The 23,586-nt window shown below is 68.8% G+C and carries 21 protein-coding genes; 12 read left to right on the forward strand and 9 right to left on the reverse strand.

Features of this window, described 5'->3' with window-relative positions:
- Nucleotides 1-302: 302 nt before the first annotated feature.
- The 3 genes from F0U60_RS12690 to F0U60_RS12700 are packed head-to-tail and all read right to left on the reverse strand — an operon-like array spanning nt 303 to nt 3,826.
- Nucleotides 303-3,257, reverse strand: coding sequence for an ATP-binding protein (locus tag F0U60_RS12690; RefSeq protein WP_395818565.1), 2,955 nt, complete (start codon nt 3,255-3,257; stop codon nt 303-305).
- The gene (locus F0U60_RS12695) at nt 3,247-3,447 is read right to left on the reverse strand and encodes a hypothetical protein (RefSeq protein ID WP_395818568.1); all 201 of its coding nucleotides are present in this window, start codon (nt 3,445-3,447) and stop codon (nt 3,247-3,249) included. The genes F0U60_RS12690 and F0U60_RS12695 overlap by 11 nt, the downstream gene beginning before the upstream one ends.
- A 7-nt stretch (nt 3,448-3,454) precedes the next feature.
- Complete coding sequence (locus F0U60_RS12700) at nt 3,455-3,826, reverse strand: Hpt domain-containing protein (RefSeq protein ID WP_203411735.1); 372 nt, start codon at nt 3,824-3,826, stop codon at nt 3,455-3,457.
- An 84-nt stretch (nt 3,827-3,910) separates the two neighbouring features.
- On the opposite strand from F0U60_RS12700, the gene F0U60_RS12705 reads away from it, so the two are divergent.
- Both F0U60_RS12705 and F0U60_RS12710 read left to right on the forward strand, forming a co-directional pair.
- Nucleotides 3,911-4,804, forward strand: coding sequence for an MBL fold metallo-hydrolase (locus F0U60_RS12705; protein WP_395818572.1), 894 nt, complete (start codon nt 3,911-3,913; stop codon nt 4,802-4,804).
- Nucleotides 4,805-4,952: 148 nt separating this feature from the next.
- Complete coding sequence (locus F0U60_RS12710; protein ID WP_395818575.1) at nt 4,953-5,456, forward strand: hypothetical protein; 504 nt, start codon at nt 4,953-4,955, stop codon at nt 5,454-5,456.
- A 60-nt stretch (nt 5,457-5,516) separates the two neighbouring features.
- On the opposite strand, the gene F0U60_RS12715 is transcribed toward F0U60_RS12710, so the two are convergent.
- Entirely contained in the window at nt 5,517-6,155 is a 639-nt protein-coding gene (locus tag F0U60_RS12715) for a DUF488 family protein (protein ID WP_395818578.1), read from the reverse strand.
- 214 nt (nt 6,156-6,369) lie between these two features.
- On the opposite strand from F0U60_RS12715, the gene F0U60_RS12720 reads away from it, so the two are divergent.
- Nucleotides 6,370-7,512, forward strand: a complete 1,143-nt coding sequence (locus F0U60_RS12720; protein ID WP_395809119.1) for an ISAs1 family transposase — start codon at nt 6,370-6,372, stop codon at nt 7,510-7,512.
- Between the two features lie 38 nt (nt 7,513-7,550).
- Here the strand turns inward: F0U60_RS12720 and F0U60_RS12725 are convergent, their stop codons facing one another.
- A complete protein-coding gene (locus F0U60_RS12725; RefSeq protein WP_395818580.1) occupies nt 7,551-8,336 on the reverse strand; it encodes an S-adenosyl-l-methionine hydroxide adenosyltransferase family protein in 786 nt (261 codons plus the stop codon).
- A 106-nt stretch (nt 8,337-8,442) separates the two neighbouring features.
- On the opposite strand from F0U60_RS12725, the gene F0U60_RS12730 reads away from it, so the two are divergent.
- The 3 genes from F0U60_RS12730 (at nt 8,443) to F0U60_RS12740 (ending at nt 10,854) form a co-directional block, all read left to right on the forward strand.
- The gene (locus F0U60_RS12730) at nt 8,443-9,453 is read left to right on the forward strand and encodes an FAD-dependent oxidoreductase (protein WP_395818583.1); all 1,011 of its coding nucleotides are present in this window, start codon (nt 8,443-8,445) and stop codon (nt 9,451-9,453) included.
- Nucleotides 9,443-9,835 (forward strand): DUF2750 domain-containing protein, encoded by a 393-nt coding sequence (locus F0U60_RS12735; protein WP_395818586.1) that lies wholly within the window; start codon nt 9,443-9,445, stop codon nt 9,833-9,835. Before F0U60_RS12730 ends, F0U60_RS12735 begins: the two co-directional genes overlap by 11 nt.
- A 137-nt stretch (nt 9,836-9,972) precedes the next feature.
- Nucleotides 9,973-10,854 carry an OmpA family protein gene (locus F0U60_RS12740; protein WP_395818588.1) on the forward strand — a complete coding sequence of 294 codons (882 nt, stop codon included), beginning with the start codon at nt 9,973-9,975 and terminating at the stop codon, nt 10,852-10,854.
- 6 nt (nt 10,855-10,860) lie between these two features.
- On the opposite strand, the gene F0U60_RS12745 is transcribed toward F0U60_RS12740, so the two are convergent.
- Entirely contained in the window at nt 10,861-11,091 is a 231-nt protein-coding gene (locus tag F0U60_RS12745) for a hypothetical protein (protein ID WP_395818591.1), read from the reverse strand.
- A 250-nt stretch (nt 11,092-11,341) separates the two neighbouring features.
- Here F0U60_RS12745 and F0U60_RS12750 point away from each other — a divergent pair, with 250 nt between their 5' ends.
- The 4 genes from F0U60_RS12750 to F0U60_RS12765 all read left to right on the forward strand — a co-directional run bounded on the left by F0U60_RS12750 (nt 11,342) and on the right by F0U60_RS12765 (nt 17,293).
- A complete protein-coding gene (locus F0U60_RS12750; protein WP_395818593.1) occupies nt 11,342-14,161 on the forward strand; it encodes a kelch repeat-containing protein in 2,820 nt (939 codons plus the stop codon).
- 91 nt (nt 14,162-14,252) lie between these two features.
- Complete coding sequence (locus F0U60_RS12755) at nt 14,253-15,170, forward strand: hypothetical protein (RefSeq protein WP_395818597.1); 918 nt, start codon at nt 14,253-14,255, stop codon at nt 15,168-15,170.
- Nucleotides 15,171-15,173: 3 nt separating this feature from the next.
- Complete coding sequence (locus F0U60_RS12760; protein WP_395818600.1) at nt 15,174-16,175, forward strand: transketolase family protein; 1,002 nt, start codon at nt 15,174-15,176, stop codon at nt 16,173-16,175.
- Nucleotides 16,175-17,293 carry a RuBisCO large subunit C-terminal-like domain-containing protein gene (locus F0U60_RS12765; protein WP_395818603.1) on the forward strand — a complete coding sequence of 373 codons (1,119 nt, stop codon included), beginning with the start codon at nt 16,175-16,177 and terminating at the stop codon, nt 17,291-17,293. The genes F0U60_RS12760 and F0U60_RS12765 overlap by 1 nt, the downstream gene beginning before the upstream one ends.
- A 9-nt stretch (nt 17,294-17,302) precedes the next feature.
- Here the strand turns inward: F0U60_RS12765 and F0U60_RS12770 are convergent, their stop codons facing one another.
- A complete protein-coding gene (locus F0U60_RS12770; RefSeq protein WP_395818606.1) occupies nt 17,303-18,025 on the reverse strand; it encodes a hypothetical protein in 723 nt (240 codons plus the stop codon).
- A gap of 172 nt (nt 18,026-18,197) precedes the next feature.
- On the opposite strand from F0U60_RS12770, the gene F0U60_RS12775 reads away from it, so the two are divergent.
- Nucleotides 18,198-18,827: a LysE family transporter gene (locus tag F0U60_RS12775; protein ID WP_395818609.1), complete on the forward strand. Its 630-nt coding sequence runs from the start codon at nt 18,198-18,200 to the stop codon at nt 18,825-18,827.
- Nucleotides 18,828-18,843: 16 nt separating this feature from the next.
- Here F0U60_RS12775 and F0U60_RS12780 read toward each other — a convergent pair whose 3' ends face one another.
- Complete coding sequence (locus F0U60_RS12780; RefSeq protein WP_395818612.1) at nt 18,844-21,951, reverse strand: tetratricopeptide repeat protein; 3,108 nt, start codon at nt 21,949-21,951, stop codon at nt 18,844-18,846.
- Nucleotides 21,952-22,112: 161 nt separating this feature from the next.
- On the reverse strand, nt 22,113-22,586 hold the full coding sequence (locus F0U60_RS12785) for a GNAT family N-acetyltransferase (protein ID WP_395818615.1): 474 nt from the start codon (nt 22,584-22,586) through the stop codon (nt 22,113-22,115).
- Nucleotides 22,587-22,710: 124 nt separating this feature from the next.
- Between F0U60_RS12785 and F0U60_RS12790 the strand changes: the two genes are divergently transcribed.
- Nucleotides 22,711-23,583, forward strand: coding sequence for a WGR domain-containing protein (locus F0U60_RS12790; protein ID WP_395818619.1), 873 nt, complete (start codon nt 22,711-22,713; stop codon nt 23,581-23,583).
- Nucleotides 23,584-23,586: the final 3 nt, after the last annotated feature.

Below are 23,586 nucleotides of genomic sequence, written 5' to 3' on the forward strand. Positions count from 1 at the left end.
CGGAGGCGGTAGTGCAGCAGGGGCCTCAGGCCGAAGGTGTACAACATTCGTGTCCGGGCGCTTAGTACGACCCGGTCACTTCCGCTGGAGCACTGCGGAACTCCGCGAGGTAGTACTATCCAGGAGCAAAAGAAAAGCCCAGCAACCCGTTGAGATTGCTGGGCTTCTCCGTGTGTCCCCGGCGGGAATCGAACCCGCCTCCCTCGACTCTCTCTCAGGAATCGGCGGCCGTCGCGATCCACGGAGTTTTCCTGAAGGCCGCAGGCCCATGGGTCACGAGCTTCTCCTCGCGGTCCGCCTGATTAGAGGGTGGATTGGCGGGCCATCGCCTTCGGGAGCGTCACGGTGAAGGTGGTGCCGGCTCCGGGCTGGCTGTCCACCTCCAGCGTGCCGCCGTGCTCCTGGACGATGCTGGATACCAACGCGAGCCCCAGCCCCGTTCCCTCTCCGGGCTGCTTGGTCGTGAAGAAGGGCTCGAAGATTCGCTGCGTCAGCTCGGGCGGAATCCCGTGGCCCTGGTCCACTACGCGCACGAGCACCTGTTCTCCTGCCTCCTCGGCGAAGAGCTCCACCCGTCCGCCCTGGGGCGAGGCGTCGATCGCGTTGGTGATCAGGTTCACGAACACCTGCTCCAGCCGCTGCGGATTGCCCACCACCTCCAGGCCCTCGGGGCAGTGGCTCACGCATGTCACGTCGGCGCTCTTGCGGCCCAGGCGTGAGAGATGCGCCGCCTCGGCCAGCAGCGGTGACAGCATCACCCGGATGTCGGGCACGCTCTTGCCCTCCGTCACTCCCGCGTGGCTGAAGGTGACGAGCGCCCGGACAATCGCGTCGATGCGCCGGGCCTGCTGGAGGATGAGCTGCACTCGCTCGTGGATTTCGGCCGGATCCTCCTCGTAGCGGAGGTTCTGCGCCACGCTGGTGATGGCCGTCAGTGGATTGCCAATCTCATGCGCCACGCCCGCGGCCACCCGTCCCACCGAGGCAAGGCGATCCTGGTGCGCCAGCCGCGCATCCATCGCCTTGCGTTCGGTCAGATCCTCCACCAGCAGCACCGCGCCTTCCGGGCGCTCGGGCTTCTCCTGTGTGTTTTCCGGGAGTGTGGCGAGCGAGCGGTGCAGCCGGAGGATGCGCTCGCGCCCGTCCAGCCGGACCTGCGTCTCAGCGTCCGCATCCGGACCCGACGCAAAGCCGGAGAGCAGTTCACCCCAGGGTTCCGGCAGGCGCGCCAGCGTTTGGCCCCGCACCTCCTCGGAGCTCAGGCCGGACAGCCGCTCCAGCGCTGCGTTCCAGATGACCACGTCCTGGTCCGGTCCCAGCGCGCACGCGCCCAGGGGGAGCTCCTCGAGGATGCGCTGGAGGTAGCGTCGCACTGCCTCCAGCTCTCGCACCGGGCCCTTCATTCCTCGCGCGTCGCGCAGCCGCTCCTCCACGAAGCGGAGCTGTTCGGCGAGTGCTGTGCTCGCCCGGGGGTCCACCTGCAATGCCTCGCTCACCGCCAGCCGGGCCAGCACCGGGCCCAGCAGGCCTGACAGGTTTCGTTCGATCTGATCTCTCAGTCGGCGCAGCTCCGAAGGGCGGCGCTCGCCAGCGGTCAGCCCGAGCTCGCCCAGGGCCCGCTCCAGCTCGGCGGTGGCGGCGTCCGGCCCCAGCACGGGCGCGAGCTGGCGACGGAACTCGTCCGGGGAGCTGGCCGTCACGTTGCCCGCGCTGAACGAGGGCGTCTCCCGCGCGCACAGCCGTGCCGCCTCGGCCTCCTCGGGTGAGGAGCGCGTGGCGAGCGAGAGCCCGACGAAGGTCAGCGCGTTGACGGTGAGGGATGAGAAGGTGACGAAGCTCCAGGGGTCGACGGCGGAGAAGCCCAGGAGTGTTGCCAGCGCCGCGGCTTGGGGTGGCAGGCCATTGCCCAACCACAGGGGTCGCATCAGCAGCACGGCCCACACGGCGGTGCCCGCGGCCAGTCCCGAGAGGAAGCCCGTGCGCGTGGCTCGGGGCCAGAAGAGGAGCCCCAGCAGCCCCGGGATGAACTGCGCCACGCCGACGAAGGAGATCAACCCCAGGTCCACCAGCCCCGCGGCTCGCTTGTCGAGCAGCAGGTAGAAGCCGTAGCCCGCGAGGATGATGGCGGCGATGAGGACACGCCGGGCCCAAAGCAGCCGGCGGTACAGGTTGCCCGGCGCTCGCGCGTAGCCGAGTGGCAGCACCAGGTGCGTGAGGCACATGGGCGCCATGGCCAGCGTGGTGACGATGACCATGGCGCTGGAGGCGGAGATGCCGCCGAGGAACGCGAGCAGTGCCAGCGCGTAGGCGCCACGTGCAGCGGGCACGGCGAGGACGTGGAAGTCCGCGGGCCCCGGCAGTCCCAGTGCGACGCCGGCCCAGAGCACCAGCGGCACCGCCACGTTCATCAACAGGAGCAGCAGGGGGAAGGCCCACGTTGCGGTGGAGAGCGCATCGCGCTCGGGGCTCTCCGTGAAGGCGACGTGGTACTGGCGCGGGATGAGGAAGGCAGCGGCGCAGGAGATGACGAGCAGCGGCGTCCAGGAGGCCTCGCGCGCGGGCTCCTGCATGGCGTGCAGTGCCTCGGGGTGGGCGTCCAGCCACGCCTGGAGGCCTCCCGGGCCACCGAAGACGGAGGCCACCGCCCAGGCCCCCACGAGCACCAGCGCCACACCCTTCACCAGGGACTCGAAGGCGATGGCCAACGCGAGGCCCTCGTGGCGCTCGCGCGGGGTGACGTAGCGGGCCCCGAAGAGCACGGAGAAGACGATGGTGGTGACGCAGAAGCCTATCCCCAGCAGGCTCGCCGAGGCCGAGGGGCTGAGGACGCGCGCGGACTCGACGACGGCGCGCACCTGCAGGGCCAGGTAGGGCAGGGTGCCCGCCAGCAGCGCCAGCGTCACCGCGGTGCCGGTGGCCTGTCCCGGGTAGCGGAAGGCGAAGAGGTCCGCGAGCGAGGTGAGCTGCAACTCCCGGGTGAGCTTGAGCAGCGGGCGCCACAGCACGGGGACGAGCAGGCAGGAGAGGGTGGCCCCGAGGTAGATGGCGAGATAGCGGAAGCCGTACTGGCCGGCGTAGCCCACGCTGCCGAAGTAGGACCAGGAGGTGGCGTAGACGCCGAGCGCCAGGGCGTAGGCCAGCGGGTGCTGGGTGATGCGCGAGGGGATGAGTCCGCGCTCGGCGGCGTAGGCGATGAGGAACAGCAGCAGCAGGTAGGCGAGGGCGGCGACGACGAGCGTGCCCAGCTCAAGTGTCATGGCCGCTCCGGCGGGCGGCCCAGGCGCCGAGCAGGATGACTCCGAGCCAGACGGCGAAGGGCTGGTACCAGGGCGCGCCCTCCCTCAGCCAGAGTTGACGCAGCGGCGAGCCGAAGAGGAGCGCCGCCACGGCGAACACGAACAGCGAGAGCATCGCGGGCTGTCCACCCGGCTCGGAGGCGCGCTTCATGGCTCGCTCACTCCTGGATGCCCACCTGGGCCATCAGCAGGGGCCGTGCCTCCTGGTACGCCTGCTCCACCGCGGACAGCAGCTCCGCCGCGCCTTCCAGCCCCGGGCGCTCCCGCGCGAGGTTCTCCAGCGCCTTGCAGTGCATGCGCACCCGCATCATCCCGAACATCCCGCTGCTCGTCGCCAGGCCATGGGCCTCGTTCGCGAGCACCGCGGCATTCCCTGCCGCCAGCAGCTCCCGCATCCGGACGATTCTCTGGGGCGTGCGGTCCAGATAACCGCGCGCCATGTCCGCCACGAGATTCGGAGCGTCTTCGTCCTGAAGCACGCTCAGCTTCTCCAATTGCCGCACATCCATCGCGAGGACCTGCTGCTCCATAGGGGAGCCATTCTGCCCTACCCGTGTAAGGCCGAAAAACTTCGTTCGTTCCTGGCGGCGAAACCTCGCTACGGAGCGCAACCCATGAAGTTGCTGTGGACCGCCGGATTCGCCCTTGTTTCACTGCTCGTCTTCCTCAGCCCGCGCGCGGAGGCGAGCGCGGCCAACCGCGTCACCATCCTCTACGACGGGTTCGGCAAGCCGTCTGACCTGCGCAAGGACTGGGGCTTCGCCGCCCTCATCGAGTACGAGGGCAAGCGCATCCTCTTCGACACCGGCAACAACCCCGAGCACTTCGCCCACAACGTCCAGCGCCTGGGCGTGGACCTGACGGACCTCGACTTCGTCGTCATCTCCCACCGCCACGGGGACCATGCCTCGGGCCTGAAGCACCTGCTCGAGGTGAACCCGGACGTGCCCATCTACGTGCCCGCCGACGAGTACTTCGGCGGCGTCACTCCGCCCCACTTCTTCGAGCACGGAGATGCGTCCCTGCCACCGGAGATGCGCTACTTCGATGGGCACCCGCCCCATGACAACCCGCACGGGACGCCTTGGCGGGAGGCGAACTTCATCCGTGTGACTGCTCCCCTGGAGGTTGCCCCGGGTCTCCGCCTCATCACCACCACCTCGCAGAAGCGCGGCACGATGGAGCTCAAGGAGCTGTCCCTCGTCATCGAGACACCGTCAGGCAAGGTGCTGGTGGCTGGCTGCTCGCACCCCGGCATTGAGCCGATTCTCCAGGAGGCCGCGCGCAGCTCGTCCACCTCGCGCTTCCGCATGCTCTTCGGGGGACTGCACCTCGTGGAGGCCTCGGACGCGGAGGTTCAGGCCACCGTTTCCTCGCTGCTCGACACGTGGCGCATCCAGGAGCTGGCTCCCGGACATTGCTCGGGTGAGCGCACCTTCGCGCTGCTTCGCTCACGGCTGGGTCAACGGCACGTCTTCGCGGGGGTCGGCACCTCTATTCCCCTCTAAAGGCAGCCAGGGGGGCGAGGGCTCCTGGCCCTTCTTCCAGGGAGGTGGACTGGGGGAGTGCTGCCTGTGTGAGCGATTACCCTCAGGTCCAATGCTGCTCTTCCTGCTCGGTTCATAGCCTCTGGCGAACACTCCTGGAGGATTCGTGATGAAGAACTTCAAGTTCGTGGTGGTTGGGGCGATGGCATCGGCTCTTCTCCTGGCTCCGGGCTGCAGATCTGCCCAGCAGGATCAGTCCTCCGCCAACCAGCAGGGGACGGGTGACATCGGAGGTGCGGGGACGGGTGGCTCGGGAGACACCTCGGGAACGCAGGGCCTGGGCGAGAGCGGGAGCATGGGCTCTGGCGGCTCGGGTGACGTGGGTGGCTCGGGCTCCGTGGGGGGTAGTGACGTCGGTGGCTCGGGCACGGGCGGATCTGGCAGCGGTCTCGGCGATCAGGGCACCTCAGGTACGGGCACTGGCGCGGGCTCGGTGACGGGCTCGGATGCAGGTACGGGAGGCGCTGGAACCGGAACGGGAGCCACGGGCTCGGAGGCCGGAACGGGTACAGGTACCGGGGCGGGCTCGGGGACCGGTGGTACGGGGACCGGGACAACCGGAACGGGCTCGGGGGCCGGTACTCGCTCGGGCTCCGGTACCGGCGGCCACTGAGACGGCCCAGGCTTAGACAACCCACGGGGGCTCCGGGTTGGTTTGATGCTCCCGGAGCCTTCAGAGGCCCAGGTCCAGCTCGGCCTGCTTCGAGCGGGTCTGGGTCTGTTCTTGCGTGGCTGGGTAGAGCACCTGCTTGCCGTGCAGCACCGCGAAGGGCGTGAGCTTGTGGGGCTCGGCGCGGGTGCGGCTGGTGATGTGCAGCGCCTCCACTCCCCGCGCGTACAGTGCGTCCGCTACGAGTGAGCGGTGGCAGCGCCAGCGCACCGCCTCCGCGCACATGAGGGCCAGTGGCCCGTCCGGCGTGAGCTCCCGTAACTCCTCGAGCCCTCGCGCGAACTCGTCCGTTTGCATGTAGTCCGCGTAGCCGCGGAAGCTGGCGTTGCGCCACCCCGTGTTGGGTGAGTCCTTGCTCGCGCGTCGCAGCCCTCCGAGCCTCGGCAGGTGCACGTACCGGATGTCCGCTCTCGCGAGCGTCCGGGGCAGGGTGTCTTGGTTGAATTGGGGGTTCGTTCGCGAGCGCGGCACCGTGCGGATGTCTACGAGCGTCTGGATGCCGTGGGCCTGCAGCAGCTCCACCAACTCCTCCGCCGAGCGCGTGGAGTGGCCTACCGTGTAGATTCGCGCTTTGCCCCAGCCCGGTGCCTTTCGCTTCGGCCGCTCTGGGCTCTCCTTGCTCTGCGTGCTCTTCGTGCCCATGGATGGGTTCTCCTGCTCGGAAGGTAGGCACGGGGACTCGAGTGGGAAGTCAATACCCTCACCCCGACCCTCTCCCAGAGGGCAGGGCGGGCGCATCTAAAGCGCCAGTCAAATCAGCGGGTTGGCAGTGGGCTCACGCAGGAGGTCAGAGGACTTCCATAGGCTGGGCCCACTTATGGAGTCACAGGGGCAGGGCGGGCAGGGTGGGCAGGTTGTGGTTCAACTCATTCTCGAGCACTTCGGGGGGCTGAAGGACCCCCGAGTGGCGCGCACCAAGCGCCATGCGCTCAGCAACGTGCTGGTGATGGCGCTGTGCGCGGTGATTGCTGGAGCTGACGGGTGGGAGGGACTGGCACAATTTGCCAGGTCGCGAGCGCAGTGGTTGGCCAGCTTCCTGGACATGCCACATGGAGTGCCGTGCGCGGACACCTTCCGCCGGGTGCTGTGCGCACTACACCCCCAGGCATTCGAGGCCTGCATGCGCCGGTGGATGCAGGCACTGGCCAGGGAGGTGCGCGGCCAGGTAGTGGCGGTAGACGGTAAGAGTGTGCGAGGCGCACTGAGCAAGACCCTGGCGGGCTCGCCGCTGCATCTGGTGCACGTATGGGCCAGCGAGCAGCGGCTGCTGTTGGCGCAGCAGGCCGTAGCGGGAGCACCCGGAGAGGTGGCGGCCATCCCCGAGTTGCTGGCGCAATTGCAACTGCAAGGGGCAGTGGTGACGGTGGACGCCAACGGGTGCACGGCCAAGGTGGCCCAGGCCGTGGTGCACGCGGGAGCTGACTACGTGCTGCACCTCAAGGGCAACCGCGGGCCGTTGTACTCCCACGTCAAGGACATGTTCGCCCCGGTGCGTGCCAACCCCGAGGCGAGCCACTCTGGGGTGGACACTCACAGCCGCAGCGTGAGCAAGGGACATGGCCGACGCGAGGTGCGTACAGCCTGGGCAGTGGCCCTGCGGCCAGAAGACCTACCGCCCAGCGCACACAAGTGGCCCCGGCTGCGCACTGCCGTGCTGCTGCGGCGCGAGCGCACGCTCAAGGGCAAGGTGAGCCAGGAGTGGCACTACTACCTCAGCAGCCTGCCACCCCAGGCTCGCAAGCTCACCGGCCTCATCCGCGGCCACTGGGGCGTGGAGAATGGGCTGCACTGGTGCCTGGACGTGTGCATGGGCGAGGACTCGCGCACCATCCGCCACTTCAATGGGGCGCAGAATTTCGCCGTGCTCAGCCGCATTGCCCTCACGCTGCTGCGACGTGAGAAGACACTCAAGGCCGGTGTCCCTACCCGGCGCAAGAAGGCTGGGTGGGACACCGACTATTTGCTACGTGTCCTGCTGGCTGGCTTTCCCGAGAATTAGATGCGCCCGCCCTGCCCAGAGGGAGAGGGAGTGGGGGCTCAGCCTGGTTCGATGTGGACTCTTGCTCCCCGTCCTACCCCGAGTACCTTGGCCGCGTTGCCATCTCTCACGGAGACCTCTAGCAGCCCCGCACTCCCCACCAGGGACAGCAGTTCTCCGGATGCAACGACTTGGTAATGTGCGTGCGGTGCGTTCGGGATGACTGTGGTCCCTATATGCACCCGAAAGCGCGCCGGTAGGACCGCTCCCGGCAGGTTGGTGATGAGGTTGCCGTAGGTGTCCACGTGGAGCACCTCGCCCACCGGCCATCCGTTCTCCTCTTCCGGTGGTGGGAATGAGAAGGGCCTCTCCAGGTGGTGCAGGGCAGGGCCGAGTTTCTTTATCTCCACGCCCGCCGCCAGGTGTCCTACCGCTGGTGCGAACACGTCCCGTCCATGAAAGGTCCTCGACTGCTTGGGTCCCCGGTATTCTGGCGCGGTGAGCTCGACCGCCTCGGCCAGTCCCCCGAGCTGCTCGATGGCCGGCACCAGCAGTCCATTGTCCGGTCCTACCAGCACGTCTCCCCGGCGGGTCCTCGCCGCCACGGCTCGCCGTGTCGAGCCCACGCCTGGGTCCACGACCGCCAGGTGAAGCGAGCCCTCGGGGAAGGCCTCCACCGCGCTCCACAGCAGGAAGGCACCCCCTCTCACGTCTTGGGCGGGCACCTCATGCGTGAGGTCCACGAGGACCGCTCCTGGGGCGACCCGGAGGATCGCCGCCTTCATTTGGCCCACATAAGTATCCGTCAGGCCGAAATCCGTCAGCAGGCTGATGGGTGGAAGCATCGTGTCAGGAAGATATCCGCACCCCTTCGTTCAGGAAGCCAGTGGGGGGGCATTCACTTCCCGGGCCCCATCCGCGATAGAACAGGGATTCGTCGCCTGTCCCCCTATGCGCGTCGTCATCCTTGGCTGTGGAGTCTCTGGCCTGTCCTGCGGTGTCCGGCTGCTTGAAGCCGGTCACTCGGTGGAGATTTGGGCGCGCGAGCTGCCCCCGCACACCACGTCCGATATCGCGGCGGCCGTGTGGTACCCGTACCGGGCCTTCCCCCAGGAGCGCGTCTCCGCCTGGGCCGGGCGCACCTTTGAGGTGCTGTGCGCGCTCGCCTCGGAGCCCGACACCGGCGTCCGGTGTGTCCTCGGAACGGAGCTCCTGCTTCGTCCCGCCCCGGACCCGTGGTGGAAGCCGTGCGTCCCTGGCTTCCGTCGCGCCACTCCGGCCGAGCTGCTCCCGGGCTTCGTGGATGGCTACGTGTTCGAGGCTCCTGTCATCGACATGTCTCGCTACCTCCCGTACCTGCTGGCCCGCTTCCGCCGGCTCGGCGGCTCCGTGCACCAGCGCGAGGTGCGCTCGCTGGACGAGGCGTGGGAGGTGGCCCCGCTGGTGCTCAACTGCACCGGCCTGGGGTCTCGTGAGCTCCTGGGGGACGCGTCGCTCTTCCCCATCCGGGGCGAGGTGCTTCGTGTCGCACCGCTCCCGTTGGAGCGCTTCCTCTTCGACGAGCAGGACGAGGCTCGTGGCATGACCTACCTCATTCCCCGCTTCCAGGACTGCATCCTCGGAGGCACGGCCGTGGAGGGGAGCTGGTCCCTGGAGCCGGATCCGGCGCAGGCCGAGGCCATCCTCGCGCGCGCGGCGCGGCTGCTCCCCGCGGGCACCCGTATCCACGTGCTGCAGCACCGGGTGGGGCTGCGGCCCGGGCGGCCCTCTGTGCGCCTCGAGCTGGAGCAGGTGGGAGGACGTCACGTCCTCCACAACTACGGACATGGCGGGGCGGGCGTGACACTCTCCTGGGGTTGTGCCGAGGAGGTGGTCTCGCTCGCCGGACAGCTCGCCGGTGACGCGGCCCTTGTCGGACCGGTCTGGAATCCTTCGAGCACTGGGAGGACGCATGGAACGTGAACAGAGCCAGGAGCGCATACAGTCCGTGCTGCGGTTGCCCGCTGCCCGGCGCTATTCGTACTTCCTCCAACGCGTGGTGGAGTCCGGTGAGGTATGGGGACTCGATGGTGAGGGGTGGGCGCTCGCGCTCGACGACAGCGGGCGGGACGTGTTGCCGCTGTGGCCCGCGCCCGAGTTCGCCGCCATGTGCGCCACGCGCCTGTGGTCCGGCTTCCAGCCGCGCGCCATCACGCTGCAGGAGTTGATGGACAACGTGCTGCCCCAGCTCGAGGAAGAGGGGATGCCCGTGGGCATCTTCTTCACGCCGGAAGGGCAGGGCCACCCGGTGTCGGCGCGTGAGCTCATCGAGGCCCTGCGCACGGCGAGCGGCCCCCTGGCCTGAGACCGCGCGCCCTCGGCCGTAACGCGCGGCGTCGAGCGGCTGCCGCTCCGCCGCGAGTGGAACGTTGCACCTCCGGATACCTGCGCTCACCTGCACCGCCTTGAAGTCACCTGGGCGGCGCCTCTACCGTCCGAGCCATGGCTGGAGAATCAGACGACAAGACGGTGTACTCGAAGGGAATGGCCCCCCGGGAAGCGCAGGGGTCGAAGTCCTGGCTTCCGTGGCTGGTGACGGCGGTGGTGCTGCTGGTTGCGGGTGCCACGGGCTATTTCGGATACGGGGCGTATTCGGCGCAGAAGGCGCGCGCGGAGGCGGCGGAGAAGGCGGCCGCGGACGCTCGGGCGCTGACGGTGTCCACGGAGCAGGCGCGCAAGGCGCTGGAGGAGAAGCTCTCGGAGCAGCTCGCGGCGAAGGACCAGAAGCTCACGGCGCTCGAGGACGAGCGCACCCGGCTGTCCACCGAGCGCGAGCAGCTCCAGCAGGCGGTGCAGGAGAAGGAGGCCGAGCTCGCGCGCCTCAAGGCCACCTACGAGGACATTGAGCAGAAGCTGAAGGCGGAGATCTCCGAAGGGGAGATCCGCCTGTCCCAGGCCGAGGGCCGCATCCAGGTGGACCTGGTGGACAAGATCCTCTTCGACTCCGGTGAGGCGAGCCTTTCGGCGCGAGGCTCGGAGGTGCTGGCCCGGCTGGGCGCGGTGCTCTCCAAGGTGGAGAACCGCTCCATCCTCGTGTCGGGCCACACGGACGATGCGCCGCCCTCGCAGCGGCTCGCGGCCACCTACCCGACGAACTGGGAGCTGTCCGTGGCCCGCGCGGTGAACGTGGTGCGGTTCCTCGGGGAGAAGGCGAGTGTCCCGCCGGCCCGACTCGTGGCTGCCGGCCATGGCGATACGAAGCCCGTGGCCAGCAACGCCACGCCCAAGGGCCGCGCCCGCAACCGGCGCATCGAAATCCTCCTGATTCCGGATCTCCCCTCGGGGAAGCAGGGACAGGCCAAGGCCGCCGCGGCCACTCCCTGAGCTACTTCAGGGCATGCTCGGACGATGGGGCGGCTGCCTGCGCTTGGACAGGCGGAGCGAGACGAAGGCGAAGACAGCCGCCGCCACCACGAGCACTGCCAGCCAGTACCAGAGCATCGGACTGCGGGTGACGTGCGAGTCCTCGCGCACGCTCTGAATGGGCTCGCTCTGCGCCAGCGCTACCATCGGTGCGAGCAGGTACAGCATCCAGGCCGGGATCAGTTGCGAGGTCTTCATCACTCCCGGAACCTGGGCATGTGTTCGGTGCGGAACAAGATGTCGCTCAGGTGTCGCCCGGCCGGTCCCCGAGTGCGCGGCCGGGCCCTCCCTCGAAAAACTCAAACGATTTCGTGAACTCAGGCGGAGCGTGCGTGCCCTTGGTGGCGCTCGCGCTCACCCCTGCACGGGTCTGCTTCTCGAGCACCTGGTGTAAAAGCGCCGCCCGAGCGGAGCGCTTCGCCTCTGCGCCACGAGGGTAGGGGATTCCATGCTGTTTGATGATCACTCGAAGAGTTGGAGCGGCATCCGCGACCGGATGCTCATGGTCCTGAGTGTGCTGTTGCTCGCGGCCTGCGGCAGCAGTGCGCTGCCGTCGGATACGGACACCACGCGTCAGGCGCCCGAGTCGGCGGTGGCGCCCAAGGTTGTGAGTACGCGCCCGCAGGGACTGGGCAGCACCAACAAGGTCCTCATCCTGGCCGGCACGGTCACCGATGGCGAGTACAGCATCGAAGCGCAGGCCGCCGCGAGTCTGGGCTACACGGTGGAGGTTGTCTCTGATGCGGACTGGGCCGCGAAGAGCTCAGCGGACTTCGCCAGCTATCGCGCCATCATCCTGGGAGATCCCACGTGCAGCACCAGCGTGAGCCTGATCTCCGTGGCTGAGCAGAACCGCCACGTCTGGGGCCCGGTGGTCGACGGCAACGTCATCGTCATGGGGACCGACCCCGTGTACCACGCGAAGGATCAGGTCACTCAGAACGCCGTTGGGTTTGCCGCCGCTCAGGAAGGCAAGACGGGCGCCTATATCAACCTGAGCTGCTACTACCATGAGACCGTACCCAAGACGGCGGTGCCGGTACTCGAGCCGTTCGGTTCCTTCACCGTGACGGGCGTGGGTTGCTACAACGATGCTCACATCGTGGCCTCCCACGCGGCCCTCAATGGCCTCACGGACGGCATGCTCTCTGATTGGGGCTGCTCGGTCCACGAGGCCTTCGATTCCTATCCGGCCGCCAACTTCACCCCGCTCGTCATCGCGCGTGACCCGACCTACGGTGCGCGCCTGCCGGGCTCCCAGGACTTCGCGGACGGCTCTCACGGCGTGCCCTACGTCCTGGCGCGTGGTGCCATCCCCGTGCGCTGCGGCGACGGCGTGGTGCAGTACCCCGAGGAGTGTGACACGGGCGCCAGCAACGGCGTGCCGGGCACGGCCTGCTCGTCTGTGTGCCGCCTGCACTGGTGCGGTGACGGCAAGCTCGACCCCGGTGAGGAGTGCGACACCGGTGCCTCCAACGGCTCGGGTACCTGCAGCGCTTCCTGCAAGTCCGTCTCCGTTCCCCGTCCTCCGGTGGCGAAGTGCAAGGACGTCACCGTGTCGGCCGACAGCCTCGTCTGCACCGTCTCCGGTAGCCGCATCAACATCGACAACGGCTCGTATGACCCGGACGGCGACCTGACGGGCTGCGACCAGTCGCCGAGCAACTTCGGCCTGGGCACCACCACGGCGACGCTCACCTGCTCCGACTCGACGGGCCTGCAGTCTTCCTGCACGGCGAACGTGACCGTCGTTGACACCACGGCTCCGACCATCACCTGCCCGGCCAACGTGTCGGCCGAGTGCGTCGCGGGCGGTGCGAACGTGAACCCGGGCCAGGCGTACGGCGATGACAACTGCAGCGACGCGACGTACTCCAGCAACCCCGGCGCTGGCCGCTTCCCGCTGGGCACCACCCCTGTCACGCACACGGGCAAGGACTCCGCTGGCAACACCTCCACCTGCACCAGCCAGGTGACGGTGAGCGACACCCAGGCTCCGGTCGTGTCGCTGGCGGGCTACCCCTCGCTGACCGTCACGTGCGGCAGCACCTACGTCGAGGCGGGCGCGACCGCCACCGACGCCTGCTCCGGTGACCTGAGCGCCGCGATTACCGTCACGGGTACCGTCAACACGAAGGTCGCGGGCACCTACACGCTCACCTACACGGTGAAGGACGCGGCGGGCCACGTGGGCACCGCCACCCGTACCGTCATCGTGATTCCGGGCCCCGGCGGCGTGTGCGAGGATCGGCACGGCGGCTGGATTCTGACGGGCAGCATGGCCCTGCCGCGCATGCTCCACACCGCGACCCTGCTGGACGACGGCCGGGTGCTGGTGGCCGGTGGTTTCAACACCACCTCGGAGCTGTACAACTCGGAGACCAAGACCTGGTCCGCCACGGGTAACACCCTGGGCGCGCACCGCGGTCACACGGCCACCAAGCTGCAGGATGGTCGCGTGCTCATCACCGGTGGCGGCTCGTGCCCCATCACCGACGCCACGGCGGAGCTGTATGTCCCCGCGGTCGGCAAGTGGCGGCCGGCCGGTAAGCTGAACCAGCAGCGCTTCCACCACTCGGCGGTGCTGCTGCCCAGCGGCAAGGTGCTGGTGGCCGGTGGTCGCATCACCGAGTACGACGGCGCGGTGTTCGCCTCGGCCGAGCTGTATGACCCGGCCACGGGCTCCTGGACGTACACCGGCAGCATGAAGACGGCGCGTGCCTTCCACACCATGACCCTGCTGCCCAACGGCAAGGTGCTGGTGACGGGCGGCAGCGACGCCTCCGACGCCCTCATCAACTCCGCGGAAATCTACGACCCGGCGACCGGGACGTGGACGAGCGCGGCGAGCATGGGCGTGAGCCGCGCTTCGCACACGGCGACCCTGCTGAACAACGGCAAGGTGCTGGTGGCGGGCGGTGCGGGCATCGACGTGGCGCTGAGCTCCACGGCGGAGCTGTATGACCCGGCGTCCAACACCTGGACGACCACGGGCAGCATGAAGGACCCGCGTAAGTGGCACACCGCCAACATGCTGCCGGATGGCCGCGTGCTGGTGGCCGGTGGCTACCACCCGCTCACGGGCATCATGACGGCCTCCGAGCTGTATGACCCGGCGACGGGCAAGTGGAGCGTCACGGCGGCCATGAACGTGGACCGCTACCGTCACACGGCGACCCTGCTCAACAACGGCACGGTGCTCGCGGTGGGCGGCGTCAGCAACCACGACAACGCGTCGGCCGAGTACTACGACCTGGACGAGCTGTAGTCGCCGTTGCCCTCGCCGAGGGGCCCCGGGAGGGCGGTATTCTCCGTCCTCCCGGTGTTGGAACCATCGGTGTTAGTGTGCGCTCGGTCCCATGACGAGAAGCACTCAAGCCATCGCCGATGGCATCCGACGGCGCGTCTTCGAGCACACCATCCGCCACAACGGGGGATACCTGTCCCAGGCGTGCTCGGCGGCGGAGTCCCTGGCCCTGCTCTACAACGAGGTTCTCCGCCTCGGTCCGAGCACCGCTCCGGCCATTCCACGTCCCTTCCCGGGAGTGCCCGGTCCCCACAATCCGGACAGCTTCACCGGCGCCGGCTACCACGGCCCGCAGTCTCCGGAGTACGACCGCTTCTTCATCTCCCCGGCCCACTACGCCCTGGTGGTCTACGCCGCGCTCATCGAGGCGGGCCGCATGGCTCCCGAGGGGCTCGAGCACTTCAACCGGGACGGCTCCAGCGTGGAGATGATTGGCGCCGAGCACAGCCCCGGCTTCGAGGTCACCACTGGCAGTCTGGCCCAGGGCCTGTCCATGGCCTCCGGTGTGGCTTGGGCTCGGCAGCGGCGCGGCGAGCCCGGCCGCGTCTGGGTCTACCTGTCCGATGGCGAGCTGCAGGAGGGGCAGACCTGGGAGTGCTTCGCCAACATGGCCTTCCACCGCATCTCCAACGTGTCGGTGGTCATCGACGTCAACGCCCAGCAGTGCGACGGCGCCATGAGCACGGTCGGCTATATGGGCGACTGGGTTGCCCGGCTCCGGGCCTTTGGTGCCGATGCCGTCGAGGTGGACGGCCATGACCTTGCCGCCATGCGCACAGCCCTGTCCCGTCGAGCGGAGGACCGGCCCGTCGTCACGCTCATGCGCACCAGCCCCTATCAGGGCATGGACGACGCGCTGAAGAAGCGCTTCCCACGCCTGCACTACGTTCGCTTCCAATCGTCCGAGGAGAGGCGCGAGCTCGCTCGCAGCGTCGCCGCCCAGCTCGGCATTCCCAACCCGGAGCCCTGAGTCATGGAGCTCGTCGAGAAGCCCTACGCGAAGGCCTTCATCGCCTACGCCTCGAAGCGCCCGGAAGTGCTCTGCCTGTCCGCGGACCTGACCTCCAGCTGCGAGGTAGACAAGTTCCGCGACCAGTACCCGCAGCAGTTCCTGTCCTGCGGCATGGCCGAGCAGAACATGCTGTCCTTCGCGGCCGGTCTGGCCATGGAGGGGTTTCGCCCCTTCATCCACACGTTCGGCGTGTTCCTCTATCGCCGGCCGTTGGATCAGCTCATCAACTCCATTGCCTATCCCAACCGCAAGGTGCGCCTCATGGGCTTCCTGCCCGGCATCACCACGCCGGGCGGCGTCACCCACCAGGCCATCGATGACATCGCCATCCTGCGCGCCATTCCGAACATGACGCTGCTGGAGACCGGAGATGCCACGGAGGTGGAGACGGTGCTGCCGGTGGCCGACGCCGTCGACGGCCCGGTGTACGTGCGCGTGCTGCGCGGCCAGGTTCCCCGGCTGTTCTCCACTCCGTTTCGCTTCAACGACATCCGCTGCGTGCGCGAGGGGCGGGACGTGCTCATCGTCACCGCCGGCATCACCACCGAGGAGGCAATGCGCGCCACCGCGGCCCTCGAGGCGAAGGGCCTGTCCGTGCGCCACCTGCACGTGGGCACCCTCAAGCCCTTCAACCGCGAGCAGTTCCTGGACCACCTCGCGTCCGTGCGCCTGGGGGTCATCTCCCTGGAGAACCACACCACCGTGGGCGGACTGGGGAGCATCCTCGCGGAGATCATGGCGGATGCGGGAGTCGGCCGGCCGCTGGTTCGTCTGGGGTTGAATGACACCTTCGCTCACGGCGCCAGCAAGCCCTACCTCATGGCGAAGTACGGCCTGGATGCGATGGCGTTGGTGCGCGCCGCGGAGAGGCTGGCCGGCCAGGCGCTGGGCATCACCCAGGACGAGCTCCTCGCCGTGCGGCTGGAGGCAGTGCACTCGACGTCCAAGGCGGAGGCACTGTGATGGGCTCCGAGCGCATCCGCGTCACCTACGGTGTCACCGCTCCGGCGTCGGAGATTCAAGCGAGAGCCCTCGCCATCGCGCTCGAGCAGACCGTGGAGTTGCCCGAGCGGCTGGTGCCGCGTGGCTTCATCCGCGACGAGGTGGTGGGGCACATCGAGCACATCTCCGAGCGCGCTCCGGGAGTCCACGAGGTCACCCTCAGCTACCTCGTGGAGGCGGCGGGCGGCGAGCTCACCCAGTTCCTCAACCTCCTGTTCGGCAACAGCTCGCTGCAGCCGGGCGTGCGGGTGCTGGACGTCCAGTTGCCCGAGTCGTTCCTGCGTCAGTTCCGCGGTCCCCGCTTCGGGATGAAGGGGCTGCGCGACTTCCTGGGCGTACCCACCGGGCCGCTCGTACAGACGGCCCTCAAGCCCATGGGGCTGTCTCCCGAGGCGCTGGCCGAGATGGCCTATCAGCTCGCGCTCGGGGGCATCGACATCATCAAGGACGACCATGGCCTGACCAACCAGCCCTGGGCGCCCTTCGAGGCCCGGGTGGCCGCCTGTGCCGCTGCCGTGGAGCGAGCCAATCGCGAGACGGGCCGGCGCGCCGTGTACGCGGCCAACGTCACCTCGGACTTCCGTCAGCTCGAGCGCCGGGTGCGCTTCGCGAAGGAGGCGGGCGCTCGGGCCCTGCTGCTCGGTCCCGGCCTGGTGGGCTTTGACACGCTGCGCGCCATCGCCGATGACGACAGCATCGCGCTGCCCTTGCTGTCCCATCCGACCTGGCTGGGCTCGCACGTGGTCAGCCCGAGCGCGGGTCACGCCCATGGAGTCCTGTTCGGACTGCTGCAGCGTCTGGCGGGCGTCGATGCCAGCATCTATCCCAACTTCGGCGGCCGGTTCGGTTTCTCCCAGGAGGAGTGCCAGCAGATCGCCAGCGCCTGCCTCGCCCCCATGGGTCCGCTGCGTCCCTGTTGCCCCACGCCGGGCGGGGGCATGCGGCTGTCGAACCTCGAGGCGATGAAGGCCTGCTACGGCGACGAGGTGATGTACCTGATGGGGGGCGGCTTGCTTGAGCTCTCCTCGGATCTCACCCAGGCCTCGCGCCAGTTGCTGTCCGCGCTCGGGCGCTCCTGAGCCATCTCCCTATGCGACCGGCTCCACGTGGGGCCGGAGCCAGGGAATGATCTCGGAGTCCAACTCGAGGTACTTGCGCCGTCGTTTCGAGCCCAGGAGGGCGGAGAGGGCCTCGTTGGGAGTGAGCTGTCGCTGCTCATCCAACAGGCCCTTACGCCGCACATACCGGTCGAATGCCTGGATGAGTGCCTTCATCCGGCGTGGTGTGCCTCCGGTGATGACGGCTAGCACCGCATCCGGCCGGTAGAGGGGCCCACCCTTCCACTTCGCATTCCATTGCAGGAGGGCGTTGCCCTTCCGCGCGTGCTCCCGGAAGTAGCGGACACAATCCTGTACGCACTCCACCGCGAGCTCGAACGGAACTTCATCGAACTTTGGGCTGGACTGCTGGGCCATCCATTCCTCGAGCTGTCGCCCCCACTTTCGGGGGGACAGTGCCGCGAGCCGCGGTGCCAGCGCCGCGACCTCACGCGCCTCCAGCACGGAGTAGCCGGTCGCCGGTGCCGGAAGTGGCCGTCCACCGAACAGGGCCTTGTGGATGAGCTGGGCGTCCGGCTCGCTCGACGCCTGGGTGAGGGTCAGCAGGAGGGGCCCCGCTTCGAAGAGATCCACCACGCTCATGCGCTGACATTGGCGGGCATCGAGCGCCAGGAGCGGGCGGCGACGAAGCGCCTTCACTTCCTCCGGAGACAAGGCCGTCAGGCCCATCAGGTCCAGCGGTCTGGCTATCATGGTACCCGCATGATGCCACCCCACCTCACCCCTGGGGGCTGTGGCGGAGACCAGGGAGGCACTCAGGCCTCATCTGTTGGTTCCCGGGTGGTGGTCGCCCACGTCCGCCTGGTGTATCGGTGTCCTCCATGAAGAGGCGTATCCCAGCAGCACCGTCTCCGCGGGGGGCAGGGTGAGCACACTCATCACCTGTCTCGTGGCGTTCGCGTTCGGGTTCATCGGCTCCATTCCGCTGACCGGTCCGATCGCTGTGATGGTGTTGTCCCTGTGCGTGCAGAAGCGCTTCGGCGCGGCCCTTCGTGTGGGTCTGGGGGCCGCATTGGCTGAGGCGCTCTACGCCGCTGTGGCCTTCTGGGGCTTCACGACGTTCCTCGCGAACCGTCCTGCCATCCTCCCCCTCTCGCACGCGTTGAGCGCGCTCGTGCTGACTCTGCTCGGGGTGTACTTCCTCCGGTGGAAGCCCGAGGACGAGGTGAAGCCCGGAGAGGAGCGTTCCCTCATGGGCTTCCTGCTCGGCTTCACCATCTCCGCGCTCAATCCCACCCTGCTGGCCACGTGGAGCGCTGCCGTCGCGTCCCTCTACTCAAGGCAGCTCTTCGCCTTCTCCGAGGTGCTCGCGCTTCCCTTCGGTGCCGCCGCTGGCGCGGGAGTGGCCTGCTGGGAGTTGCTGCTCGTCGGGTTGCTCAAACGCTACGAGAACCGCCTCCCACGCTCCGCGCTGACCTGGGTGGTGCAGGGCATGGGCCTGCTGCTCATCGTGGGGGCGGTCCTCGCGGGGAGAGACCTCGTCCGCGAGCTGTAACGGCTTACCGCCCGACTCACGGAGGCGCGGGTTGCGCCATGGAGCTGGGAGTGGCTGCCTTCGGAGCGTGCCGCTTCAGCAGGGCCTCCAGCTCGGCCAGGGCCTTGGCGTGGAGGATGGGGGCGCGGGAGAAGGTGGCCCGCGCTGAGTGGGCAAGCTTCAGGGCGCGTTCCGGTTGCTGTCCGGCGTCCCACAGGGCTCGCGCCATGGCGAACTGCGCGGAGGCCCGGTAGGCCGGACGCACCGGACGGCTCTCGACGACTCGCAGCACGCGCTCGAGGACAGGGATGGCCTCGGTGGCCCGTCCCAGCCGCTGCAACGCCTCGCCCTTGCCCTCCTGGGGCAGCACGCCGACGGGTGAATCCACTCCCATCGTCTTCTCGAAGAGGGGCTGCTCCTTCTCGAAGATGGCCAGCGCGCGGGCGGGCTGCCCCAGCTCGAGGTAGCTGGCGCCAATGCTCACGCGCATCATCGCCGTGGTGAGGTGCGCGGGGCCCAGGTTCCGCTCGCGCAGCTCCAGCGCTTGCTGGCGCAGCCGGAGCGCCTTCTCGTGCTGGCCTTTCACATCGTGCAGATCCGCGAGCCCCACCAGGGCCTTGGTGTACACGTGCTCGTGCTGCTTGGGGTCCTTCTTCGCCAGCTCCACCACCTGCTGGAAGGTCCGTTGTGCCTCGGACAGCCGCTCCAGTGACGTCTGAGCCTCCGCCACGTTCACGAGCGCCTGCATCAGGTATGGGCTCTCCGGGCCCATCAGCTCCCGGAATCGGCGCACGGCCTCGTCGTAGTGCTCGAGCGCCGCGGCATCATGGCCCTCCGCGGCCTCCAGGTCTCCATAGGCGATGTGGAAGTGGGCCCATTCCTCCGAGTCGCTCCTGTATGCCTGCTGGCCGATCTCCCGCACCCGGTCGAGCAGGCGACGCGCCTCGGCGTTGCGCCCCTGGAGGGCGTACATGTTCGCCAGGTTCGCCAGGGGCTGGGTGAGGAACGGATGGCCGGGTCCGAGGTTGTTCTCACCCAGCCGGACGAGCGTCTCGAGTGCTCGCAGGGACTCGTCGACACGGTCCAGGTTGTCCAGCGCGGCCAGGGAGTTGCTGGCGTAGCGCAGCGTCATCGCGTTCGCGGGTCCGAGGGTCTGCTCCGCCAGGGCGAAGGCCCTGTCGAAGGCCTCGTAGGCCTCGGCGAACTTGCCCTGGTGGTAGAATGCCAGGCCCCGGTTGTTGAAGAAGATGGCGCGCAGCTCGCCGCGCTCTCCCATTCGATCCAGCGAAGCCTCCGCGAAGTGCTCCCAGCGATCGGCTTCCTCCTGGGGCCCGCGGTTGCTGTAGTAGCCCATCAGCCGCACGGCGGCCGCGGCCACGAGGGTGTCGTGTCGAGCGGCGTGCGCCTGCCACAGCGCCTGCATCAGCAGCGGAGGGACTCCCTGGCCATCCCCGGAGATGATCTGCGTCCAGGCCTTCATGAAGAGGGACTCGGCGTGAATGGGCTCGTAGCCGAGTGTCGCCGTCCGTTGTTCCACCTCCGAGGCTAGCGCCAGGGCGTCCTTGTACTTGCCGGCCTCGGTGAGCGCCTTGACGCGGGCGAGCTGGCCGCGCGCGACGTCCACGGACCCCCGCACGAAGATGTCCTCGGGCGGCTTCACCTCGGCCATCAAGGCCTCTACGTCCGCGCAGCCCCGGAGGGAGCGCAGGGCGCTGGTGGCGGAGAGGGCCTTCTCCACCACGGTGGCGTCGGCGTCGGCGAAGACCTCGGTGAGGGCAGCCAGCTCCTGACGGCGGCTCTCCAGGCAGGCCATGCGCAGGGACATGACGGCCTCGGACTGCTCGCCCCGGAGGCGCGTGGCCTCGCAGGTGTCCTGGTGCATGTCCGTCCACGTCCGGGTGTACGTGTCGAGCGCTCCATGCACGCGTGCCCAGGTATCGCGCGCATAGGACAGGCCGGTGGCGAGGAAGGCCTTCTCGATGGCGGCCTGACGGGGTGGGCCCCAGACCGCCTTCAGGCTCTCCTGGCTCCCGGTGCACAGGAGGGCGCGCCGCTGCCGCCAGGAGGACCAGGTCAGCAAGGCCGAGGCGGTGACGAGAAGGACCAGGGCCACCGCGGTCAGCCAGCGGCGACGCACCTTGGCCGGGTCGCGCTCCAGGGTGGCCAGCAGCGCGTCCAGCGAGGGGTAGCGCGCCTCCGGTGCGGTGTTGAGGGCGCGCAGCAGGGCGCGGTTCACCCAGGGCGGCACCTTGGAGTAGGGCGGCGGGGGCTTGATGCGCCCGGCCAGCACGTTCTCCCGGCGCTCACTGGGGGAGCTGCCCTCGAAGGGGCGCTCGCCGTAGAGCGCCTCCCACAGCGACACGGCGAAGGAGAACTGATCCGTGCGTGCATCCGCGACGGCGCCGCGGAACTGCTCCGGTGCCATGTAGGCCGGCGTGCCCAGCACCGCGCCCCGCTGGGTCAGCTCCAGCTCCAGCAGGCTGTGGGACTTGACCGGGCTGGTGTCCGCGGACGGCGCCCCGTCCTCGGAGCCGAGCTCCACGGGGGCATTGTGTGGACGCGCCAGGCCGAAGTCCGTGACCCGGACGCGGCCGTCCTTCCCCACCAGGACGTTGGTGGGCTTGAAGTCGCGGTGCACGAGCCCAGCGGCGTGTGCGGCGGCCAGGCCCCGGCCCGCAGCCAGGAAGGCCGTGAGAATCTCCCTCCAGCTCCGTGGCCGCTCTCGCTGCCACTGCAGCAGCGTCTGACCCTCCACCAGCTCCATGGCCATGAAGACCTGGGTGCCGTGTTGGTACACGTCATAGACGGCCACCACGTTGGGGTGGGACAGCCGCGCCATGGCCTGGGCCTCGCGCAGCAGCCGGGCCCGCCCTGACGTCACCTCGGGTCCCTCGACGGAGTCAGCGCGCGGCAGCAGCTTCAGCGCCACCTTCCGGTCCAGCACCGAGTCGTAGGCGGCGTACACCATGCCCATGCCGCCCTGGCCCAGCGGATCGAGCACCACGTACCGGTCCAGCGGCGTGCCTCGGCCGATCGTAGGTGTCTCATCAGGTGGGGTCTGGGCCTGAGGTCCTGCCGCGTCACCCGCGGGGAGGGCGACCGTGCGGCGCTCGTCGGTCACGACCGTACGGCGTTCGTCGGTCACGACCGTCCGGCGCTCTTTGTCATCGAAGGACCCCATGCAGCCTCGCTGCCCCGCAGGATGTCATGCCCCCGGGGAAGCGAGAATGCTCGTTGCGCAGATTCCTGAATCAACGCACGGCGAGGCTTTGTCGAGAGGTCGCCAGGAGGGCGGCCAGGCTCGGCTCACGTGGCCCGAGCGAGTCGCTGCAGCGCGTCCCCTGTGACGCGGAAGACAGTCCAGTCGTTCATCGGCACCGCGCCGAAGGACTTGTAGAACTCGATGGAGGGCGTGTTCCAGTCGAGCACGGACCACTCGAAGCGTCCGCAGCCCCGCTCCACGGCGAGCTTCGCCAGGTGTGACAGCAGCTTCTTTCCGTGCCCATGGCCCCGGTGCTCGGGCAGCACGAAGAGGTCCTCCAGGTAGATGCCCGGCTTGGACAGGAAGGTGGAGTAGTTGTGGAAGAAGAGGGCGAAGCCCACCACCTGTCCGCCGTCCTCGGCGAGGACGACCTCGGCGTAGGGCCGAGCGCCAAAGAGGTGCTGGTGCAGGTCCTCCTCTCGGAGGACGACCTCATGGGAGAGCTTCTCGTACTCGGCCAGGGCCCGGATGAGCCGGGCGATGGCGGGGATATCCGCGGGGGTCGCTGAACGAATCATGCGCGCCAGACTAGCGTCCGGTCCGGGAAGGTGGGGCTCATTCACGTCTGAGGTGGGAGCGTCACCGCCGCCCGTAGTAGCGTCTGCCGGACATCCGCACACCCGGTAGGGGAGGGTCCGCATCATGCGCAGGTTTGAGTTCGTCGAGGGCACCAGCGCGAAGTTCTGGATGGCCGACGTCCAGGGCAACACCTTCATTGTGGTGTACGGGCGACTGGGCACCGACGGGCAGCGCAAGGAGAAGGCGTTCGCCGATGAGGCAGGGGCCCGGCGCGAGTACGAGCGCAAGGTGGCCGAGAAGCTGCGCGAGGGCTACCACGAGGTCTCCGCCGAGTCGTCATCGGCCCCGGCCCCCAAGGGCGCGAAGGGCGCGGCCGCGGCGTCTCCGAAGCTCTCGTTGCCTCCCCGGGTGCGTGGCGGCACGCCCTCCGCCGAGCAGGTGGCGGCGGCCGTGGAGTCCCTCACCCGGCTCGACTCTCTCCTGGGAGGGCGGAGCTGGAAGGTGGCGCAGCAGGCCCGCGAAGCCCGGCGCGCGCTCCGGGCGTTGGGGGGAACGGATCCCTCCAGCCACGCCGCCCTGGGCCCGGTGTTCACGTCCTTGATGGCGAAGGTGGTGGCCCCCCGGGGCGAGCCGCGGCTGCCGCTGTGGGTGGCCATGGAGCTGCTGTCCGAGCTGGATGCCTCGGCCTTTCTCCGGACGCTGGAGCAGTGGAAGCGTGCCCCCGCGGGTGCGCCGGCCCAGGCCGCCACCGGCCTGCTGGCCCGTCAGGCCGAGGCGCTGGGCGAGCCCGAGCTGGCGCTGCGCATCGGAGCGTTGCTGGAGGCGCGGCCTCGGAGTGGCTCTGGGGAAGGGTGGGATCGGCGCTGGAGCGCGCTGCGTCCCCACCTCGAAGGGCACCTGGTGGCGGGAGGCAGCTCGCTGCCGGCGTGGCTGCGCTCCCTGGAGGCGGGGGGAGACACGCGCCTCGCCGAGCGCCTGTCTCGTCTCAGCGCGTGAGGT

The organism is Archangium minus, assembly GCF_044360475.1.
Classification (GTDB): Bacteria; Myxococcota; Myxococcia; order Myxococcales; family Myxococcaceae; genus Archangium; species Archangium minus.

Excerpts from the sequence above, each read along its gene's own strand:
- F0U60_RS12705 (WP_395818572.1), top strand. The coding sequence starts at position 3,911 with ATGAAGTTGCTGTGGACCGCCGGATTCGCCCTTGTTTCACTGCTCGTC.
- F0U60_RS12770 (WP_395818606.1), bottom strand. The coding sequence starts at position 18,025 with ATGATAGCCAGACCGCTGGACCTGATGGGCCTGACGGCCTTGTCTCCG.
- F0U60_RS12750 (WP_395818593.1), top strand. The coding sequence starts at position 11,342 with ATGCTGTTTGATGATCACTCGAAGAGTTGGAGCGGCATCCGCGACCGG.
- F0U60_RS12710 (WP_395818575.1), top strand. The coding sequence starts at position 4,953 with ATGAAGAACTTCAAGTTCGTGGTGGTTGGGGCGATGGCATCGGCTCTT.
- F0U60_RS12695 (WP_395818568.1), bottom strand. The coding sequence starts at position 3,447 with ATGAAGCGCGCCTCCGAGCCGGGTGGACAGCCCGCGATGCTCTCGCTG.
- F0U60_RS12735 (WP_395818586.1), top strand. The coding sequence starts at position 9,443 with ATGGAACGTGAACAGAGCCAGGAGCGCATACAGTCCGTGCTGCGGTTG.
- F0U60_RS12690 (WP_395818565.1), bottom strand. The coding sequence starts at position 3,257 with ATGACACTTGAGCTGGGCACGCTCGTCGTCGCCGCCCTCGCCTACCTG.
- F0U60_RS12715 (WP_395818578.1), bottom strand. The coding sequence starts at position 6,155 with ATGGGCACGAAGAGCACGCAGAGCAAGGAGAGCCCAGAGCGGCCGAAG.
- F0U60_RS12755 (WP_395818597.1), top strand. The coding sequence starts at position 14,253 with ATGACGAGAAGCACTCAAGCCATCGCCGATGGCATCCGACGGCGCGTC.
- F0U60_RS12765 (WP_395818603.1), top strand. The coding sequence starts at position 16,175 with ATGGGCTCCGAGCGCATCCGCGTCACCTACGGTGTCACCGCTCCGGCG.
- F0U60_RS12725 (WP_395818580.1), bottom strand. The coding sequence starts at position 8,336 with ATGCTTCCACCCATCAGCCTGCTGACGGATTTCGGCCTGACGGATACT.
- F0U60_RS12700 (WP_203411735.1), bottom strand. The coding sequence starts at position 3,826 with ATGGAGCAGCAGGTCCTCGCGATGGATGTGCGGCAATTGGAGAAGCTG.
- F0U60_RS12740 (WP_395818588.1), top strand. The coding sequence starts at position 9,973 with ATGGCTGGAGAATCAGACGACAAGACGGTGTACTCGAAGGGAATGGCC.
- F0U60_RS12785 (WP_395818615.1), bottom strand. The coding sequence starts at position 22,586 with ATGATTCGTTCAGCGACCCCCGCGGATATCCCCGCCATCGCCCGGCTC.
- F0U60_RS12760 (WP_395818600.1), top strand. The coding sequence starts at position 15,174 with ATGGAGCTCGTCGAGAAGCCCTACGCGAAGGCCTTCATCGCCTACGCC.
- F0U60_RS12790 (WP_395818619.1), top strand. The coding sequence starts at position 22,711 with ATGCGCAGGTTTGAGTTCGTCGAGGGCACCAGCGCGAAGTTCTGGATG.
- F0U60_RS12745 (WP_395818591.1), bottom strand. The coding sequence starts at position 11,091 with ATGAAGACCTCGCAACTGATCCCGGCCTGGATGCTGTACCTGCTCGCA.
- F0U60_RS12730 (WP_395818583.1), top strand. The coding sequence starts at position 8,443 with ATGCGCGTCGTCATCCTTGGCTGTGGAGTCTCTGGCCTGTCCTGCGGT.